An 18,637-nucleotide genomic window follows, 5' to 3' on the forward strand; every position below is an offset into this window, starting at 1 on the left:
GATAATATTCCTGAATTACCGCGTTATGACTGCGGCATCAACCCATAACTTAATAGCGCCTGCCAGCATCAAAAATAAAGATAGTTAAAAAAATAGAGTGATTAATTTTCTTATCCTACCTTCTGATCTGCCACTTGAATCTTTGCTAATTGTTAATCAGAATAACTTGAGGAACAGTTAATGCACTAAGAATATCTTCGGGTATGGGACGCTTATTATTAACAGGACGTGGAGAACAACATGACGTATTTGGTGACTTTCTGTACTTTTGATCATACTGTGGAAGGTAATCCGGCCTGGCATGGGGCTTTTATTTTATCCAAATATAATGAAAAAAGGAAACAAGTAGAAGTTGTTGATACTTGGGGATATTACGGCGTTCCGAGTACAGGAAGCCCAAATGACTGGTTTACTCAGCTTAAAAGAAACATTGGGGTAGATGTTGATTTGTTGGGTAACCATGGATGGTTAATGCACGAAGAAGTTCGGTTTATGGATATGGGATATGGTTTGCATGGCTATTCTTACGAACTTACTGAAGGGCAATTTAACGAACTACAGGACGAATGCAGGTCCCGAGTTCAAGCTCAAGAGTCTGCTGTCCGAGAAGTCTTAGGAGATATAGGTCTGACCGCTTCTCCAACTGGAAAAATGAGATGTTATCCAGGAGAGAAACACTCGAGAGAGGTGTATGAAATTGAACTGCGGAAAGCTAAAATTGACCAGCGTGACTCAAGGCTTCATCCTTTTGATTTTAAACTTTCTCTAGGATGGACAGGACCGACTTTCAAAGGTTCTCATACCTGTAAGACGGAAGCTTTGTCTTTATTAGAAACTGTTCTGCCTTCTGAAGAGTTAGCCCCTTATCATAAATCAACTTTTCCTCGATGGGTGAGTGGGGGGATGGAAAATATTATCCTCCATAGCGAAGGCGATCTGGATACACATACGCGATCTTCTGGAAAAAAAGTATATTATCGTGACGGGAAAAAAGAAGGAGTTAAATTAATTTGGACTATACCCCCCCAAAAAATTAAACCGTTACCGGGCAGTACTATAGACAAGCTTTTTGCGGTTGATGATGAGTATTGTTATCAGGCCAAACAGGTTGCGGGAACCTTACAAAAATTAGAGTGGATGTTACGGCAAGCGGAACTACCTAAAGAGTGTGATGTTTATCGGACGGAATTGATGAAACGAATAGTTGCTTTTTATCAAGGATTTTCTTTTATCAAACCCGAAATAAAAACCCCAAAAATTTCCGGGATGGCTGGGTTTTTTCATTCATTGGCTAATTTACCTAAAAATAAAGAGCAATATCATTTGCTAAAACTAATAGAACAAGCAGAATATTTATTTAATTCTCTGTACATGGCCTTAGTGCATGGCATCAGAATCAACGAGGCTCTACCTCCTGAACTCGCATTTTTTACTGAGAACGAAAATGAAGTAGACGCGACTTTTTTAGGCGAAAATCCGCTGGAAGTTTTAGTATCCTATTTATCTTTGGATGATCAGAAAAAACTGTGCAAAATTATCGGTCGTAATTATTGCGATCCTGATTCTGAGGATGAGGTGGTTTCTGAGGGGCAAGCTTCTCCAGCATTGCATTGAATGGGTGGGAACTTAACCTTAGGGTTTCTCCAGAATATGGCTAGGTGTTTGTGTGCCATATTCTGGATAGCCCTGAGGGTGAATGATGATGCTCGATAATCTTATAAAAACTCCTTGTGTATTAAATTAAAACAGGTAATAATAAAGGTAATATTGTATATTTTTTGGGCTATTTAAATGCTTTTTTGGTCAATAGATGAAACCGAAGGTGATGTTTTGGATGCTATTCCCAATTTTGATTTATTGAAAAAGCAAGACGAGTTATCGTATGCCCGCCTAGTTCTTTTACTTGATAAACTCAATACGGTAAGTATAAATACCCAGCTTACTGTACAAGAACTCGAAAATAAAAATTTCTTTCCTTGGTTATCGTTTGCTTTAGGTTGTGTCGTTAAACTGGCTGGCATGGACCTTAATTCGAAGTCCAATTCTAATTCAAACCTCAATTCCAATTTGCAGAAAAACTCTATCAGTTTGGTTATGAGTCTTACGCAAAACCTTTTAAACCGTGATCCTGATGTTTTGCATGCTATGTTTAGTAAACAGATTACTGAAGGGAGCCTTAAAGGACAAAGTTTTGCCTATTTTTGGATGAATAACTATTATTCTCTTGTCGTCAGTACGGACGATGATTTAAGTACATTAGAAACCCTTGATGTCATGTTTCATGAATTATTAGATGTCATGGGTCCTCGGTTTGGCTCTTTGTTAGTTAAAAATATTGAAGAGGGCAGTGATAAAGGAAGAAATGCACTTTTGGTTTTGTTGCGTAGTGCTCAGCTCTCAGCTGAAAGAATGGATAATAAGCTGAAAACCCAGCTTATTGCCAAGCTCTTTGATCAATGTATGCAAAAAGCCCCAATTCTTATGGGAACTGCATTGAGTGAAAAATCTACGGCGGGCTTTTTCCTCGGTAAGAGTTGCCTCTATCTGTTAAGTGGTATATTACTTAAAGCAACCTTACATGCTGATTCCCTTTCGGTTACCATCATTCAAAAAGCAATTTTGCAAGCGCTAAAGAGCGCTCCTGAGCAATGTACTGATGCTTTATATAAGTGCTACCCATCAGGATTAAAACCGGGATTATCCTCATTTCATCTGATCTTATTAAGTCTGGTGGAAGCTGCTTATAAAGATAAAGACTCTGTATTTGTAGCTCAGTTGATGAACCTACTTACCGAGTTAACTATTCATGATGGGATAAGAGAGGCAATGTTTTCTGCACTCCTCGAAACAATTAACGAGGGTGAATATAAGGGGCTTAATGGCTTTGTATTTTTATGTAGAGCACTCATTGCTGCTCTAGCACATCATATTGATGTGAGCGTTATGATGGATTTTATTTTGGATGTAATTAAAGGGGCGCCAGCGGCACAATTAACAACAGCAATATTTCAATCGGTACCTGGACATGCAACTCCTGAATATAATTACTCGCCGATAAATCAATTGATAAGTCTGGCACGAGATGCAAATCAGCCAATACAGCAACCCAATGCACAAGTAATTATTGATGCACTGGCTCAGTCTCAAGCGCAATCTTATATTCGTTCTTTATTACCCCCAGACACCCAGTTTTTTTTTGTAAATATACGTAAAATGAGAGCAGAAAGTTTTGTTACAGAGCATTTTGATTCAGTTCCACACGAGGTGGCTGGAGCATCGTCGAGTGGCGACTCTTCGTATGGGAGCTCATTACGACTATTTCAGCCAGGTTTGAAGGATGATACTCTGAGGGGTGATGGTGCATTTACCTCTAATCTAAATAGGTTTTAAAAGGAAGATGCTCTTTTTGGTTAATAAATTAACCATTTGCCTATTAGTTGATTTAATACCATAATTGGTATTAATAACAAACTATTCACTTGATAGGCATCTTCGATGACAAATATACAAAAGGATTTTTTTTCCAAGCCCATAACTCGTTATGTAGGTGAGCGTGCTGCGGATTTGCGAGGAGCCGATTTAGCATTATTCATCGATGCTCTTAATAATAATGTGGAAAATCTAAAGGATATACCCAAAGATACATTCTTTCATTGGTTTACCTATGCGCTACATTGTGCTGTAAAGTCATCCGATGCGGATGCTATTGACGTTCTTGTGGCGATCACCATAAGAATGATAAACCAAGAGCCGGGGGCTTTAAAAACAATGTTTCAAAAGTCGGCTGACGGGATGTTCGCAGGACAAAGTTTTTTTTATGTGTGGATGAATAATTACTATTCTTTGGTGTATGAAAAGCATGCCAGCTCTTTATTGGCGCTGGATAAACTATTTAATAAACTTTTGGAAATCCCAGGTTTTAAATTTTGTTCTATGCTGGTAAAAGAAAATGAAGGTAAGGGAAGTGAGGTAGGCAAAAATCCACTTTTAGTTTTACTTCGTGCTTTGCATGAAACGGTTAATGTTCCAAATAATCAAGAAAAAACCACTCCCATCGCTGAACTCTTTCACAAGTGTATGCACGTCGACCCTGAGATTATGGCAGCGGCATTGCCTAAAGAGTTGACCCGTAGTGTATTATTCAAGGATAAGAGCAACCTGTATGTGTTGTGTAGTACCTTATTAAGAGCAGGTCGGCACGATACAAATCTGGTGGCAATAATTCAAGACGCACTATTGCTTGCTTTAGATAAAAATCCACAACCATTTCTTAGTGAATTATACAAAATAATTGAGAAAGGGCCTCATCAGGGGCTATCCTCTCTGCATCTTATTCTGTTGACTCTGGTTGAGGCTGCTTATATCAACGATAATTCGGTAGCACTGGCTCAATTAATGACAATTATTTCCCAATTAGAGGCCTACCAGACACCCGAAGAAAAAGAGGCAAGTGTTTTAATGTTATTGGAGCCCATTAAGACCGGAGAGTATGCAGGACTTAATGGGATGATATTTTTAACCCGGGCATTAATTGCCGGTCATGCACATAATCTTAGTGTAGAACCTATTGCAAAGCAGATTGAGCATTTAATTCAGACCGCTCCAGCTGCAAAATTATTGCCTACTTTGAAGCAGTATAATCCAGCAAGCTCAACACCAGAATATACTATCTCTCCATTAATGCAGTTGGTAAAACAATTGGAGCACAATGAGCCTGCTGCGATACCCTCTTATCTTATTAACATTTTAAATAGTATTCCTATTGGCCTGCGGGCTCAATTAAATGCAGGACTTCCGCAGTCTGCTGCCGATAAATTGGATTATACTTATGCGATTCTAACTAAAGGTGATTCTGCTAAAAAAAAGACAGACGATAACTCACCTAAGGTTGCCGAAAATGCAGCTCCGGCTCAATATAAGTTTTTTAAAGAACAAAATAAAACGGAAAAATCAACCAATATAGAATCATTCCCCTCACCATCATCGAAAAGGCCACATGGGGAATCGTTGTAGCTTTTGATTTAAATTGAGGCACAATGGTGTAAAAGAACTTGAACTGATCAATATATTCCATTAGACTATTAAAGTAACAAGATGATTTTAACCTAACCTGATTGGTGACCGTTATGCCAGCTCCTTTTTTTATTTTCCTTGATAAAACTCATTATGTTCCTTTTATGCATTCGTTTAAATCAAAAGAAGCAGAAGAATTACAACTTCTTGTTGCTTCAGGTGATAAACAAGAATATCGAAAATTAGTAGATGAATATAAAGAAGCAGGGCGAACTTTTCGATTAACGAAAGGTCAGGTATATGAAACAGCATACGAAAATTCTACACAAGGCTTGGAGAAAAAGAACATTCCGGTTCGTGTAGCCTTACAAGTTAAAGGCCACAGTTTAACCTGGTATTTCTGGGCGGATGGCTATATGGATCAATACCCTCAAGAATTTCGTGATGAGCTTTATAACGCTGCTGCAATAGCCCACCAAAAAGTAAGTAATGGTTGTGACATGTACTATCGTGGAAGTAACGCGGTACATATAAAATTAATGCATCATCTTGAAGGCGAATCTAATCATAATCATAATCATTATCGTTTGAGAGACAATAAGTCTTATACACCCGAAGATTTTAATCAGCATATGCTAGCCCTTAAAGACAGTTCGGTGCATTTAAAATTTTTTAAGGAGGGTGAGATTGAGAAATTGTGTATGACTTTTAATGAATATTATTTAAAGTGGACTAATAAAGAAGCAGAAAAACCATCTAAAGAGGAAAAATATTTCAGTCAGCCTTCACAACAATTAGACGTGGTTGATCTTTTGGAGCTAGGGTTATTTGGTGGTATGCAAGAGCCTTGTCGTCTGAGAACAGATGAGCTGAAATTGGATTTTGACAAAGCAAGAGAAGAGATTCAAGCCGTTGTGAACGTGGATGCCAAAGATGAGTTACAGCGTTCGCAGAAGATTGTTGAATTATTGAAGAAATTGGAAGAAGAACACAACGAAATTCTCAAACATCGAGAAGCTTATGGAAGTCGTGGACTTCATTCTGCGATTGCTTCCTCACGACAAGTCCAAGGTTCCCAAAATGAAGTTGTTAAAGCCAATATGGGTATGGATGATGCGCAGAGCCGTAAAGAACATGTGGCGATTCCTCTGTGGGCGCAGAAAGCCCTTAGTGATTATCAGCAAGGAATGAAGGGCTTAATTACCCAGGCGCTTAAACGCGTATCCGATACAACGCATAGGCAGGTGGTGGTAATGGCTCTTGATGTTTTAACAAAATTAGAGAAACAGCCTGAATCCATTGATTCTGCGATTGAACAAATTAAAAAATATAGTGGTATTGACTTATTAGATGCTTCTTCTTTTGTAAATATAACCTTAAGTGAAGTAAAAGGTACTTTGTTGAGCGAGATGGAGCAAACAAATAAGGAACACCAGACGCAGTCTACTGATGTAGCTGCAACATCAAAAACAAAAAATAGGAATTTTGATGTTTAAAATATTAGCGGCAATAAACGTTGAGGAATTAAAAATGGGTAAGAATAGAAGCTCGTCATTTTTCAGTACTTCTTCTGTCAAAGAAGCAGCGCTAAGACTCATACAGTTTTTTAAGACTGAACCTCAAATGAGTGAGATAAATGTGTTTAACCAACGGCTCGAAGCATTTCAAGAGCAATTAACTCAAGCGAAAACTTCAGAGGCGCTTTTTTCTATAGCGCATCAAATGATCGAACTGCAAAATCAAATTAGAATCTACCGTGAATCTAAAAGAGTGGAATTAGATATTCCTCTAAATGTAGCGGTTGAGAATCAGTTATTACAACTTTGTGAGAGCGAAGAGAATTCTAACGTAAAGATTCTATTTGCCTATACCGATATAGCGACACAAAACCTTAATGACGCCAGGCAGCCATTAGCTATCAATGAGATGTATTTTTCCTTATCTGAGGAGAAGAGAATTGAAGCCAAGAAATTTATAGACTCGTTGATTGCGCTTCAAGGTGCGGCTCAGCAGATGACTACCATATATAATGAGCTTGAAAAGAGTCTGAAAAATGCACAGTCTATGGATGAGGTAAACGAAATAGATGAGAGAGTAGATGGGCTTCATCACTCTTTGGCCGGTGAGCTGCCTAAATTAATTGATATTCCCAAAGATCCGCAAACGGTGGGTGCGGTAATGGCGGTGGTAAATGATAATCAGCGTTTGTTAGATATTCTAACGGCTTTTAAACCCCAAGAAGTTTTATTCAGCAACATAATGAATGCAAGAGCAAAAGTTATTTCTAATTCAGCATCCTCTTCTCCTCCGGGGTTCTCTAGTTAGCACCTGGCGCCAAGAAACAAAAAAACAATTGGGCCGGTTTTTACCGGTTTAATTGTTTTCGGAGTTTAGGCAATAGGAAATAGGTCCAGTACAGCTTGAGATCTGACTGTATATATTAGGGAAAAAAAAAGAAAACATAGCCCGTATTAAATCTTCACTTAATCACAGACTACGTTTTGGGGAGTTGCTATAAGCAGCAGCAAATTAAGCAGCCATTGCCTTAACACGTACAGCCAGGCGGCTTTTGATGCGAGCAGCTTTATTCTTATGAATTAAGCCCTTGCATGCAGCTTTATCAATAATTGGTTGTGCTTTAGCATAAGCAGCAGTAGCTTCTTCTTTATTACCTGCTGCAACCGCTTTTAGCACGTTTTTGATGTAAGTACGAAACATAGAACGTGCACTGGCATTGTGTTTACGCAGTTTCACGTTTTGGCGAGCACGTTTGATCGCTGATTTAATATTTGCCACTTAAAAATCTCCACTCATTCAGATGGTACAAAAGATGGTGATCTTGCCCAATGGACTAGACTTTGTCAATAGAATTCTGTATATATCTGTCAATACATAGCATTAAAATTATGTATGTTTCGCCATTCTCGGTATATTATACGGGATTCATTTTATAATCGATAGAAATATGTCTGCAACGAAAACCGATACGATGATTCCTAAACGACAAAGTTTGCTGCGTTCAACCAGCTTAGTCTCATTAATGACCTTCATTTCACGCATGATGGGATTTGCTCGAGATATGGTGTTGGCTAATTTTTTTGGTGCTCAGGCGGGAATGGATGCTTTTTTTGTAGCTTTTCGTATTCCTAATTTTATGCGTCGTCTTTTTGCTGAAGGAGCGTTTGCGCAAGCATTTGTTCCCGTGCTGGCGGAATATCAAAAAACACGCTCGCCGGATGATGTGCGTGTTTTTATCGCGCGGATTGCAGGTTACCTGAGTTCGATCCTTACTGTAGTTACTATTATAGGGATGTTCGCTGCGCCAATTATTGTTTTCTTGTTTGCCCCAGGTTTTAGTCATGATGGCGGTCGTGCACAATTAACTACGGAAATGCTACGCATTACCTTTCCCTTTTTAATGTTAGTTTCCCTCACCGCAATGTCTGGAGCGGTACTCAATACCTATGGTTATTTTGCGGTACCTGCCATTACCCCGGTATTACTCAACATTAGCATGATTTTAGCAGCATTTTATTTATGCCCTCACTTGCCTCAGCCCGTAGTTGGTTTAGCTTGGGGAGTATTAATCGCAGGTATTATCCAATTATTATTTCAATTGCCGTTTTTATATCGAAGAAATTTATTGGTTCGGCCGCGCTTAGTACGTAATGATCCAGGAGTGAATCGCGTACTTAAATTAATGGTCCCCGCATTATTTGGGGTTTCTATTGCCCAACTGAATTTAATGGTAGATAGTGTTTTTGCCTCATTCTTAAAGGTAGGTAGCGTATCCTGGCTTTATTACACCGATCGTTTAACTGATTTTCCTTTAGGGGTATTTGGGGTGGCAATCGCCACCGTAATTCTGCCACATCTTTCCAGACGTCATGCAGAACAAAGCATTACTCATTACTCACAGGCATTAGATTGGGGATTACGCTCCATTTTGCTGATTGGAATACCTGCGGGATTAGGCCTGTGTTTATTTTCTATGCCTTTGGTGGTAAGTTGTTTTGCCTATGGTAAATTTATTGCCAATGATGTGATTCAAACGCAAAAAAGTCTAATTACATTAGCATCAGGGGTGCCCGCATTTATGATGATTAAAGTATTAGCTTCGGGTTTTTATGCGCGTCAGGATATTAGCACCCCGGTGAAGGTAGGGGCTTTGGCAATGGTGGTTAACACCATCTTATGCGCGGTGTTCGTTTGGCATTTTGCTCATGCAGGATTAACCCTGGCATCCGCTTTAGCCGGTTATGTGAACTGTGGCGTTCTGCTCTTTTTATTAATAAAGCGCAAAGTATACCTACCTTCGCCAGGTTGGCTAAAATATAGTATACAATTAATATGTGCTAACGCAGCGATTAGCATTTACTTAATTCTAATGGGTGGAACCCTTGATTATTGGTTAAATCTTGAGCCAGTAGCTCGCTTAGGCTTATTAGGAGCCCATGTCCTGGCTGTGGTGGTGATTTATTTGTTCGTTTTAGGTTTGACAGGACTTAGACCTAAGCATTTTCGTGGTCAAATGAAGGAATAAAAAATGCATGCAGAGTTATTTTATGAGACTCGTTCTGATCGAGCAATTCCCCTTTATTTAATATCCCAATCTCAATGGGAGGAAGGGATTAATTCGTTTGCAGCAGTGGAGCGTAATTCTTTTGAGTTAAGAGAATTTAAAGGAAGGGCAGGAGATTATTGTTTAATCAATAATGCGGATGGCTTAATTGATCGAGTTTACATAGGCACCGGTCTTGGTAGCTATGAATTGGCTTTGGCAAATGCAGCGCAGCAATTGCCCGCAAATACCTATCAGGTTCAAGGTGAAGTAACTCAAGAAGCCAGGGTTTATTGGGCGCTGGCGCAATATCGTTATGAAGAATATAAAAAAACCTCTGTAGCACCACGACGCCTGGTGATTCCAGCCAAAGAGCTCGCTAATATAAATGCCTTAGCCCAAGCTCATTTTTTAGTACGTGATTTGATTAATAAACCAACCAGCGATTTAGGGCCACAGGAATTAGCGACAGTGGTACAGGGCTTGGCGGATACCTACGGTGGACGATTTACGCAATGGGTTGGTGATGACTTATTACAAGACAATTTTCCTGCCATTCATGCGGTAGGCCGTGCAGCGGTCGCTGCATCAGCACCAAGGCTATTGTCTTTAGTCTGGGGTAATGAAAACCATCCTAAAATCACCTTGGTTGGCAAGGGTGTTTGCTTCGACAGTGGGGGTTTAGATATTAAATCAGCTTCGGGCATGCGCTTGATGAAAAAAGACATGGGAGGGGCTGCCCATGCTATTGGTTTAGCTCAATGGATTATGGAGCGCGATTTACCTATTCGTCTACATGTATTAGTTCCTGCAGTAGAAAATGCGATTGGTCCTAATGCCTTTAGGCCTGGCGATGTATTGACGATGCGCAATGGTTTAACGGTAGAGATTCATAATACGGATGCTGAAGGGCGTTTGATTCTTGCTGATGCATTAGTTAAAGCCAGTGAAGAGCAACCGGATTTAATCATTGATTTTGCTACGTTGACGGGGGCGGCTCGGGTTTCGGTAGGGACTGAAATTTCTGCTATGTTTACTAATGATGATCAATTGGCGGCCGCCCTTCAGGAAACAGCACAAAAAACAGCGGATCCTGTTTGGCGTTTACCTCTATTTGCTGGCTATGAAGAAATTTTACGTTCGAGCGTTGCCGATATTGCTAATGCCAGTGATAGTCCTTATGCGGGGGCGATTACCGCTGGGCTATTTTTGCAACGTTTTATTTCCAAGAACACACCCTGGGTTCATTTTGACATTATGGCGTGGAATTTAGGTTCTAAACCAGGTAAACCTGAGGGCGGTGAGGCAATGGGATTACGCGCTGTAGCTGAATATTTGTTACGGGCTTATGGCAACTAATAACTGCCACTAAAAAGGAGTTTTGCTATGTTAGTGACCTTTCATTCTGATGCATACGAAGACATTACTTATTTTGGCGATGTCGCGAAGCAATTATTGTTATTAATGGGACACAGTGGTACGGTACCCGGGGCAATTAAATTTGAAGATCTGCCCCAGGCATTGACGCATTTACAACAGGGTTTGGCAAAGAGTGGCTCTCAATCTTCAGCTAAAGAAGATGAGGATGGTGAAATGCTAATTGGCTTGGAGAAACGCGCAATTCCTCTACTTAATTTATTGCAGGCCTCGATCCGAGATGAGTGTAATGTGTTATGGGATGCATAATATATTAAGTGTGCCCTGGTTGCTTGCAACCAGGGCACACTTAATTATTTGATCGGATGCGTGTGTAACTCACAACCCTTAACTCGATATTCACGATAATGAATCCGACTTTGTTCCTTTTCCATTTCTCGGTTACTCACCAGTTCCATAACTCGTTTGAACTTAGGATAAAAAGCTGGAATTTGATCACTCAAATTTAACAAAATATCATTAAATCCACGCGGCTCCTGGGCATAACCAATTTGTATTGGTGGGGGAGGCTCTGGTCCTTCACCTTGCAGGTTGTGGGGAATAAAACTGTCTTCTTTAAAGGTCCATAACAACTCATCAATCAATTCGGCATCATGTTGATTGTTACAAAAAACATAAACCCTATGACCCCGATGATAAGCCTTTTCTAAAAGACGACACGCGATCAGCCACCGAGCGTGGTCTTGATCGCTTTCCAATAAATAAAAATCAACGCGAATTGGCGACATGGCGAATTAATTGAGTTAATAAAGGAACGGGTCTTCCAGTTGCATTACGTTTTTTTCCGGAAGTCCAGGCAGTCCCTGCAATGTCTAAATGAGCCCATCGATATTTTTCCGTAAATCGCGATAAGAAACAGGCGGCGGTAATACTACTGGCGGTGCGGTCAAAGCCCGCATTAATCATGTCAGCCAAAGGACTATCGAGTGCATCCTGATAATCTTCATCTAAGGGCATACGCCAGACACGATCAGTACTTTCTATAGCCGCATCTTCAATAAGTTGAGCTAAGTTATCATCCTGGGTCATTAAGCCCGTAGCAACAGTACCTAAGGCAACAATAATGCCGCCGGTTAAGGTTGCAATATCCAATACAAACTCAGGATTAAAACGCTCGGCATACGTTAAAGCATCTGCTAACACTAAACGACCCTCAGCATCCGTATTAAGAATTTCAACTGTTTGGCCAGACATACTGGTAACAATGTCACCTGGTTTTACTGCGGAACCACTTAGCATATTCTCAGAGCTGGCAATTAAGCCCACGATATTGATTGGCAATTGCAGCAGAGCACACGCTTTGATCGTGCCTAATACGCTCGCGGCACCACACATATCATACTTCATTTCATCCATGGTATTGCCTGGTTTAATGGTCAGGCCACCTGAATCAAAGGTAATGCCTTTACCAACCAGCACAATCGGCGCGGCATCGCCAGCACCTTTGTATTGAATGTCAATTAAACGTGGTGGCTGAGATGAGCCTTGGGATACTGCCAAGATAGTTTCCATTCCGAGCTGACGCATTTCGTCAGGCCCTAATACGGTACAACTGAGATGGCTTGGAAATTCTTTTGCTAATTGTATGGCCTGCTCTCCCAAATAAGTTGGGGTGCAAATATTGGCGGGCAGATTCCCAAGTTGGCGAGTAAACTCAATTCCCTGAGCAATTGCTTGCCCCGCATCTAATGCTTTGGGGTTTGCTTCGGGCAAATAAAAATTAACTTGGGCTAAATGATGAGGTTTGGCATGTTTCTTTTTAAATTCCAGCTGTTGAAAACGATGATTATCTATTTGCATAATCATTTGTTCGAGTTGCCAATCAGCAGTATGTTGCGTTATTTGGGGGAGGCAAAGGGTAACTGATTTGAAACGGTGTTTGATTATTGCATCAGTAATTTCCGATAGTCTTTTTTTCAGCAGTTTAGAGCTAAATTTTTCTTTCTTGCCACACTGAGCCAATAATAAGGAATGGCCTTGCGCACTGGTGTGCCAAATAAGATCGCCTGCTTCAGATGCTCTTTGAGATAGTTTACTAATTAAACCATCATGGTCTTTATCAAGGTCTTCAACAAAGCCTGAGGGTTTTTCATCAGAAAAGATACCAAGTACAAGACAGTCAGTGGCCGATAGTGCTGGTTTTTCTATTAATCCATAATTCATTGCAATTCCTAAATAGCATGTTCAGTAATTGAGGTATAGTCTACCTAAACTGGAAGCGCATTGAAACCTGCATTTTGCAATATGTAGTCCCTATTCGCGTAGGATTAATACGGCTTCACTTCGTATTAACCTACGCGAATAGGTGCTTCGTAATTAACTAGAACAAGGAGACTGCTTTGGCACGATTACCTGGACATTCACTCCTTTAATCGTGGGGCTCTTAAGCGCATCCTTCAGGTAATCAACTAAAGAAACCTCGACTACTTTGCCATATTCGGATGAGGCCTGTCTAAAATACAGGACTTTGTCCTTCCAAACAGCAAAGCCTAAGTGTGAGATATTCAATGAGGTACCAATTTTATCTTTTACATTCCAATTAGGTCGTACAATTTCAATAATCGCGCCGTTAGGAATTTGCGCGAATAACTGTAAATCTGGTTTACTTTGTTTGGGGAATAATGAAGTCAAAGGCAGGTAAGGCACATTTTCTGACCTAATTTCCAGTTTTGCTCCTTTTGTTTTTAATTCTTCTAAGCGTTTTTCTTGTTCTGCTTTATTGGCGTTTTGCAAGCGAATAGTTTGTATCGTTTTGTAAGCATACCAATTTGGTTTGTCAATGGTGGCGGTAGCCATTTGAGCTACAGCCTGATTGTTTTTGTTTTTGATCATTTGTGTAATGTCTTTGAATATCCCTTCCTGTTGATGGTATTGATTCCAATCCAAACCCGTAAAATGGGTTCGTTGAATGTAAGACACTTTGCCATTGCTATAGCGCATTTTTTGCATGCATTGTTGAAATGAAGGCAGCGAATTTGCTAATGCCAAAGCGACCACGGTATTTACATAAGTATCACAATCAAAGGCATCAACACGATATTGAGGAAATTGATCATAACGAGCCTTAGGACCTTCTCCTAAGGAGCCTAGCACATAAGGCATCCCAATAAAGTGCTTACTTATCCAATCGATACGCCCCGCCATAGAAATGTTCGGCATGCGGTTTAGCTTATGATATAGTTCTTCTATTGACGAATTTGCTTGTTTTTCAGTGGTGCTGGAATCAAAAGCATGGCTACTGGTACAAGTAAGAAAACCAATAAGCAAAGCAAATTTGCGTAAGGGAGCAGAAGTGTATTTCATCAGAAGTATCTTATATTTTGAGCTGGATGTGGAGTACATGTTAACTTGTTCCAGAGCCTGGAGGCAAGAATGCTAAATATAATTTGGTTAGGAATGATACTGCTTTCAATTGTAGTTGGTGTCATTGAAGGACGGATTGATGAGGTGGTTCGTGCAGTCACAGATTCTGCCAAACTGGGCTTTGAAATTGCTCTTGGCTTGGCGGGAATTATGTGTTTGTGGCTGGGAATTATGTCTATAGCCACAGAGTCTGGTTTGATCAAAATCTTGGGTAAAGTTTTGCGACCGGTGTTACGACGATTATTTCCGGATGTGCCTATCGATCATCCGGCGATGGGGGCCATTGCTTTGAATATTTCCGCTAATATGCTCGGTCTTGCCAATGCGGCAACCCCATTTGGACTACAAGCAATGAAGGAACTGCAGACATTGAATCAGCATGCCCGTGTTGCCAGTAATTCCATGTGTACTTTTCTTGCAATTAATACCTCCAGCGTGCAGTTAATTCCGGCAACCGCCATTGCATATCTTGCTGCTAATGGCAGCACGAATCCTACCAGTGTGGTGTTTAGCTCTTTAGTGGCAACGATTATTTCCACGGTAGTCGCAATTATTGTGGTAAGGCAACTTGCTAAATTACCGATTTTTAGTGTTGAGAAGGCGGATAGCTTATGAGTGGAATCGCTAATCAGCTATCCAATTGGATGCTGCTGCTGTTTGTAGTAGGAATTCCATTTTATGCGGCCATAAAAAAGGTTAATGTGTTTGATGCTTTTATTGTTGGCGCTAAGCAAGGATTCGATACGGTTTTAAGTATTTTACCCTATTTGATTGCGATGATCGTGGCGATTGGCATGTTGCGGGCATCAGGTTTTTTTACCTTATTGGGAAGGCTGCTTGCCCCACTTATGGAATTGATTGGCATGCCTTCCGAAGTCTTACCTTTAGCCCTTATTCGTCCTTTTTCAGGTAGCGCATCCACTGGCATTATGGCGGAATTGATTCATCAATATGGCGGAAATTCATTAATTGCTAAAACTGCAGCCACCATGATGGGAAGCACGGAAACAACTTTTTATGTAATTGCTGTGTATTTTGGTTCCGTAGGTATTCGTAGAACACGCCACGCAATTCCCGCCGGCTTATTGGCAGACTTAGCGGGCATTATTGCCTCAGTAGTTATTTGTCGTTATTTATTTGGATAATCGGGCCACGCAACAAGCAAGCGTAGCCCGTTTTAGACGAATCGTAATCCGGATGGTTGAGGCATAAAATCCCGTAATACGCTAGGCGAATACGGGTTTACCATACTACCCAACTTTCTTTTTCTTCTTATCGTTTTTATTACTAGCAAAGCCAGTCTTTTCCATAGCCTGCAGGCGGGAAAACAAAGAACGAGTTCTTGCTTTAAATGCTGCCATTTCACGCGAAGGAACTGGAGATGCCGTTGGTAAATAAGTCGATGTCGGATTTCTTGCCTGCCCATGTACATGCAACTCGAAATGACAATGAGGACCTGTAGCAAGACCTGTTTGCCCTACATAACCAATCACCTGGCCTCGCTTAATTCTACTTCCCTTAGACAAGCCTTTTTGGAATTTAAGCATATGACCATAAATCGTGCTGAACTTCTTATCATGGGTAATTTCAATCATATTCCCATAACCATTATGACGACCAATGGTTTTAATAACCCCATCACCAGTTGCCATAATCGGTGTACCAATCGGTGCAGCTAAATCAATCCCCTTATGAGCCCGGCGATAACGCAAGATAGGGTGATATCTTGAGTTACTAAATGTTGAGCTGATATGGCTGAATCGCACCGGATAACGTGAGAATGCTTTTTTAAAGCTTTCACCTTGAGGCGTATAATAATCACGTGAACCATTTGCACTGATATGACGAACTGCCTGGGCTGTTTTACCATTACTGGTATAGCTCGCGGCAACAATATCACCGATTCCCACCATTTTATCTTTTACATACTGTGCTTCATAAACAATTGAAAAGCGATCTCCGGAACGTACGGAATGTGCAAAATCGACTTGTTTACTTAAAATAGAAGTCATTTGGCTCATTAATTTACTGGGGATGCCTAAGTGTTGTGCTGTTGTATATAATGATCCCTTCACTACACCCGTAACATAACGATCTTGGTTCGTTACTTTTTTAGAGTCGACTTTGGTCTTATAAACGGCTCCATCTCTATATATGGTTAGCGTTTGGATATCATTCATAGGAATGACCAGCTTTTCCAATTTCTTCTTATTAATCAAAAATTGCAATTCTTGACTGGGTTTAATCGCTGTTAATACTTTCGCATGGGGGTTTTTATGGACAACCAAATGTAAATTTTGCGCAGTTAATCCAAGACGATGGAATATGGCGGCCATAGAGTCACCAGCACGTGGTCTAACAGTTTGCCATTCATTGTCTTTGGTTACTTTGACTGTTTTTACAGCTTTGGCTACGACAGTTTTTTTAACCGACTTTTCTGTTTTATCTGTTTTATCCGACTTATGGGGAACACTAGCTTGGCTAGTTTTAACCTTTTCTACTTTATTAATGTGTTCAACTTCTTTTTTAATTGTCTGCTCTGTTACTTTAGCTAGCTCTACAAGCGGGACAGATTTTTTTTCTTCTGTTACTTGTTTCTTTTCTTGCTTGGGTAATGAAATAGATTGACGTGCTTGGCTATTGTGCTCATGCGAACAGCTTTTCACCAGCAAATAAGGTAGAGAAAGGGCAACAATTAATGCAGAACCCATTAATAATTTGGATTGAATACCAGAATGTCGTGTTCGAATATAAGGTTTTTTATCCATTGTTTGCCTACATGTTGTCATCCGCAAGAATGCACTGTGTGCATTTTGTTCAAAAACGGGTGACAAATTATTTAAAATCACCTCTTGGGTATGGCAGGAAATTGCCAACCGGGCTAAGATACTCGGTGTGAGAAGATAGGTCAATCATTTATAAAGGTTTTGATGCCATGATAGTTGAAGATTCAGTTTGTTCCGAATTAATGCGAGGCTGTGAAGAGGTACTTCCACAGCAAGAACTCGAAAAAAAGCTCCAAAAGGGAACTCCTTTAAAAATAAAGGCAGGGTTTGATCCGACGGCGCCCGATTTGCATTTGGGACATACGGTATTACTTAATAAGTTAAGACAGTTCCAACAATATGGGCACGAGGTCATTTTTTTGATTGGGGATTTTACCGCAATGATTGGTGACCCAACAGGAAAGAATGTAACGCGCATGCCTTTGAGTCAGGAAACTGTTATTGAAAATGCGAAGACCTATCAGGAGCAAGTGTTCAAAATTCTTGACCCACAAAAAACAACCGTTGCGTTCAACTCACAGTGGTTAGGGCAATTTACTGCCGTGGATTTAATTCGCTTGGCGGCGACGCACACTGTAGCACGTATGCTAGAGCGTGATGACTTTAATAAGAGATATAATTCAGGTCAGCCTATAGCCATTCATGAATTCTTATATCCTTTATTACAAGGATATGATTCAGTTGCGCTTAAAGCTGATGTGGAATTTGGTGGAACCGATCAAAAGTTCAATCTATTAATGGGACGTGAATTACAGAAGCATTACGGCCTTGAACCCCAAGTCGTTATGATGATGCCATTAATAGAAGGATTGGACGGCGTGAAGAAAATGTCCAAGTCTTTAGACAATTATATAGGTATCAATGAACCGGCTGCAGATATGTTTGGCAAAATCATGTCTATATCTGATGAATTAATGTGGCGCTATATTGATCTGTTAAGTTTTAAAACAGGAAAAGAAATTCAGGAATTAAAAGATTCGGTGGCTCAGGGAGCAAACCCTCGCGACATTAAAATAGACTTCGCTAAAGAAATCATTGTTCGTTTTCATGATCAGGCGCAAGCCGAACAAGCGCATAGAGAGTTTATTGAGCGATTCCAAAAAGGAATCATTCCTGAAGATTTAGAAGAGTTCTCTATAATAAATGATGATTCACTTTCTTTGGCACAACTATTAAAGCAAATGAATTTAACCCAAAGCACTTCTGAATCCATGCGTATGGTGAAGCAGGGAGCGGTTAAAATAGATGGCGAAAAAGCAGAAGACCCCGCACTGGTTCTGGCTTCTGGGCAAAGTTATGTAATACAAGTAGGTAAGCGTAGAATCGCCAAGCTGCATTTACAATAAGCACTGTGCAATCTTTTTTTAAAAAAAATGAAAAAAGTGTTTGACATGGAAGTCGAAATCAGTAGAATACGCAGCACGCCTCGGGGCAAACGTTCATTAATAAGATAGAAGACAAACTGTGTGGGCACTTT

General features: G+C 40.3%; 16 protein-coding genes. 11 read left to right on the forward strand and 5 right to left on the reverse strand.

Annotated elements, in window-relative coordinates; all coding sequences use genetic code 11:
* The first annotated feature begins 240 nt into the window (after positions 1–240).
* From ACD661_RS10890 to ACD661_RS10910, 5 genes are all read left to right on the forward strand, one after another.
* Positions 241–1,614, forward strand: coding sequence for a hypothetical protein (locus tag ACD661_RS10890; protein WP_400187881.1), 1,374 nt, complete (start codon positions 241–243; stop codon positions 1,612–1,614).
* A 177-nt stretch (positions 1,615–1,791) separates the two neighbouring features.
* Positions 1,792–3,390, forward strand: a complete 1,599-nt coding sequence (locus tag ACD661_RS10895) for a hypothetical protein (protein ID WP_400187882.1) — start codon at positions 1,792–1,794, stop codon at positions 3,388–3,390.
* A 105-nt stretch (positions 3,391–3,495) separates the two neighbouring features.
* Complete coding sequence (locus ACD661_RS10900; RefSeq protein WP_400187883.1) at positions 3,496–5,013, forward strand: hypothetical protein; 1,518 nt, start codon at positions 3,496–3,498, stop codon at positions 5,011–5,013.
* Between the two features lie 113 nt (positions 5,014–5,126).
* Entirely contained in the window at positions 5,127–6,509 is a 1,383-nt protein-coding gene (locus tag ACD661_RS10905; RefSeq protein ID WP_400187884.1) for a hypothetical protein, read from the forward strand.
* Entirely contained in the window at positions 6,502–7,338 is an 837-nt protein-coding gene (locus ACD661_RS10910) for a hypothetical protein (RefSeq protein ID WP_400187885.1), read from the forward strand. The genes ACD661_RS10905 and ACD661_RS10910 overlap by 8 nt, the downstream gene beginning before the upstream one ends.
* Positions 7,339–7,542: 204 nt before the next feature.
* Here ACD661_RS10910 and rpsT read toward each other — a convergent pair whose 3' ends face one another.
* Entirely contained in the window at positions 7,543–7,809 is a 267-nt protein-coding gene (gene rpsT / locus ACD661_RS10915; RefSeq protein WP_400187886.1) for a 30S ribosomal protein S20, read from the reverse strand.
* Between the two features lie 169 nt (positions 7,810–7,978).
* Between rpsT and murJ the strand changes: the two genes are divergently transcribed.
* From murJ to ACD661_RS10930, 3 genes are read left to right on the forward strand one after another with little or no spacing between them, the layout of a single operon-like run.
* Positions 7,979–9,556 (forward strand): murein biosynthesis integral membrane protein MurJ, encoded by a 1,578-nt coding sequence (gene murJ / locus ACD661_RS10920; protein WP_400187887.1) that lies wholly within the window; start codon positions 7,979–7,981, stop codon positions 9,554–9,556.
* A gap of 3 nt (positions 9,557–9,559) precedes the next feature.
* Positions 9,560–10,933, forward strand: a complete 1,374-nt coding sequence (locus tag ACD661_RS10925) for a leucyl aminopeptidase family protein (protein ID WP_400187888.1) — start codon at positions 9,560–9,562, stop codon at positions 10,931–10,933.
* A 27-nt stretch (positions 10,934–10,960) separates the two neighbouring features.
* Positions 10,961–11,260, forward strand: coding sequence for a DUF1840 domain-containing protein (locus ACD661_RS10930; RefSeq protein WP_400187889.1), 300 nt, complete (start codon positions 10,961–10,963; stop codon positions 11,258–11,260).
* A gap of 44 nt (positions 11,261–11,304) precedes the next feature.
* On the opposite strand, the gene ACD661_RS10935 is transcribed toward ACD661_RS10930, so the two are convergent.
* The 3 genes from ACD661_RS10935 to ACD661_RS10945 form a co-directional block, all read right to left on the reverse strand.
* Positions 11,305–11,739, reverse strand: coding sequence for a DNA polymerase III subunit chi (locus tag ACD661_RS10935; RefSeq protein WP_400187890.1), 435 nt, complete (start codon positions 11,737–11,739; stop codon positions 11,305–11,307).
* On the reverse strand, positions 11,720–13,174 hold the full coding sequence (locus tag ACD661_RS10940) for a leucyl aminopeptidase (RefSeq protein ID WP_400187891.1): 1,455 nt from the start codon (positions 13,172–13,174) through the stop codon (positions 11,720–11,722). Before ACD661_RS10940 ends, ACD661_RS10935 begins: the two co-directional genes overlap by 20 nt.
* A gap of 153 nt (positions 13,175–13,327) precedes the next feature.
* Positions 13,328–14,314: an N-acetylmuramoyl-L-alanine amidase-like domain-containing protein gene (locus tag ACD661_RS10945; protein ID WP_400187892.1), complete on the reverse strand. Its 987-nt coding sequence runs from the start codon at positions 14,312–14,314 to the stop codon at positions 13,328–13,330.
* Positions 14,315–14,383: 69 nt separating this feature from the next.
* Between ACD661_RS10945 and ACD661_RS10950 the strand changes: the two genes are divergently transcribed.
* Together ACD661_RS10950 and ACD661_RS10955 are read left to right on the forward strand one after the other, a co-directional pair.
* Positions 14,384–14,989: a nucleoside recognition domain-containing protein gene (locus tag ACD661_RS10950; protein WP_400187893.1), complete on the forward strand. Its 606-nt coding sequence runs from the start codon at positions 14,384–14,386 to the stop codon at positions 14,987–14,989.
* Complete coding sequence (locus ACD661_RS10955) at positions 14,986–15,519, forward strand: spore maturation protein (protein ID WP_400187894.1); 534 nt, start codon at positions 14,986–14,988, stop codon at positions 15,517–15,519. Before ACD661_RS10950 ends, ACD661_RS10955 begins: the two co-directional genes overlap by 4 nt.
* Positions 15,520–15,624: 105 nt before the next feature.
* On the opposite strand, the gene ACD661_RS10960 is transcribed toward ACD661_RS10955, so the two are convergent.
* The gene (locus ACD661_RS10960) at positions 15,625–17,142 is read right to left on the reverse strand and encodes a M23 family metallopeptidase (RefSeq protein ID WP_400187906.1); all 1,518 of its coding nucleotides are present in this window, start codon (positions 17,140–17,142) and stop codon (positions 15,625–15,627) included.
* A gap of 167 nt (positions 17,143–17,309) precedes the next feature.
* Here ACD661_RS10960 and tyrS point away from each other — a divergent pair, with 167 nt between their 5' ends.
* Positions 17,310–18,506: a tyrosine--tRNA ligase gene (tyrS, locus tag ACD661_RS10965; protein ID WP_400187895.1), complete on the forward strand. Its 1,197-nt coding sequence runs from the start codon at positions 17,310–17,312 to the stop codon at positions 18,504–18,506.
* Positions 18,507–18,637: the final 131 nt, after the last annotated feature.

The sequence above is a fragment of the Legionella lytica genome, from assembly GCF_044626755.1.
Lineage (GTDB): Bacteria > Pseudomonadota > Gammaproteobacteria > Legionellales > Legionellaceae > Legionella > Legionella lytica_A.

What these genes read in the sequence shown, in the direction of transcription:
- ACD661_RS10935 (WP_400187890.1), bottom strand. Translation starts at nt 11,739, where the DNA reads ATGTCGCCAATTCGCGTTGATTTTTATTTATTGGAAAGCGATCAAGAC.
- ACD661_RS10950 (WP_400187893.1), top strand. Translation starts at nt 14,384, where the DNA reads ATGCTAAATATAATTTGGTTAGGAATGATACTGCTTTCAATTGTAGTT.
- ACD661_RS10945 (WP_400187892.1), bottom strand. Translation starts at nt 14,314, where the DNA reads ATGAAATACACTTCTGCTCCCTTACGCAAATTTGCTTTGCTTATTGGT.
- ACD661_RS10895 (WP_400187882.1), top strand. Translation starts at nt 1,792, where the DNA reads ATGCTTTTTTGGTCAATAGATGAAACCGAAGGTGATGTTTTGGATGCT.
- ACD661_RS10925 (WP_400187888.1), top strand. Translation starts at nt 9,560, where the DNA reads ATGCATGCAGAGTTATTTTATGAGACTCGTTCTGATCGAGCAATTCCC.
- ACD661_RS10930 (WP_400187889.1), top strand. Translation starts at nt 10,961, where the DNA reads ATGTTAGTGACCTTTCATTCTGATGCATACGAAGACATTACTTATTTT.
- murJ (WP_400187887.1), top strand. Translation starts at nt 7,979, where the DNA reads ATGTCTGCAACGAAAACCGATACGATGATTCCTAAACGACAAAGTTTG.
- ACD661_RS10900 (WP_400187883.1), top strand. Translation starts at nt 3,496, where the DNA reads ATGACAAATATACAAAAGGATTTTTTTTCCAAGCCCATAACTCGTTAT.
- ACD661_RS10905 (WP_400187884.1), top strand. Translation starts at nt 5,127, where the DNA reads ATGCCAGCTCCTTTTTTTATTTTCCTTGATAAAACTCATTATGTTCCT.
- ACD661_RS10960 (WP_400187906.1), bottom strand. Translation starts at nt 17,142, where the DNA reads ATGGATAAAAAACCTTATATTCGAACACGACATTCTGGTATTCAATCC.
- tyrS (WP_400187895.1), top strand. Translation starts at nt 17,310, where the DNA reads ATGATAGTTGAAGATTCAGTTTGTTCCGAATTAATGCGAGGCTGTGAA.
- ACD661_RS10940 (WP_400187891.1), bottom strand. Translation starts at nt 13,174, where the DNA reads ATGAATTATGGATTAATAGAAAAACCAGCACTATCGGCCACTGACTGT.
- ACD661_RS10955 (WP_400187894.1), top strand. Translation starts at nt 14,986, where the DNA reads ATGAGTGGAATCGCTAATCAGCTATCCAATTGGATGCTGCTGCTGTTT.
- ACD661_RS10890 (WP_400187881.1), top strand. Translation starts at nt 241, where the DNA reads ATGACGTATTTGGTGACTTTCTGTACTTTTGATCATACTGTGGAAGGT.
- ACD661_RS10910 (WP_400187885.1), top strand. Translation starts at nt 6,502, where the DNA reads ATGTTTAAAATATTAGCGGCAATAAACGTTGAGGAATTAAAAATGGGT.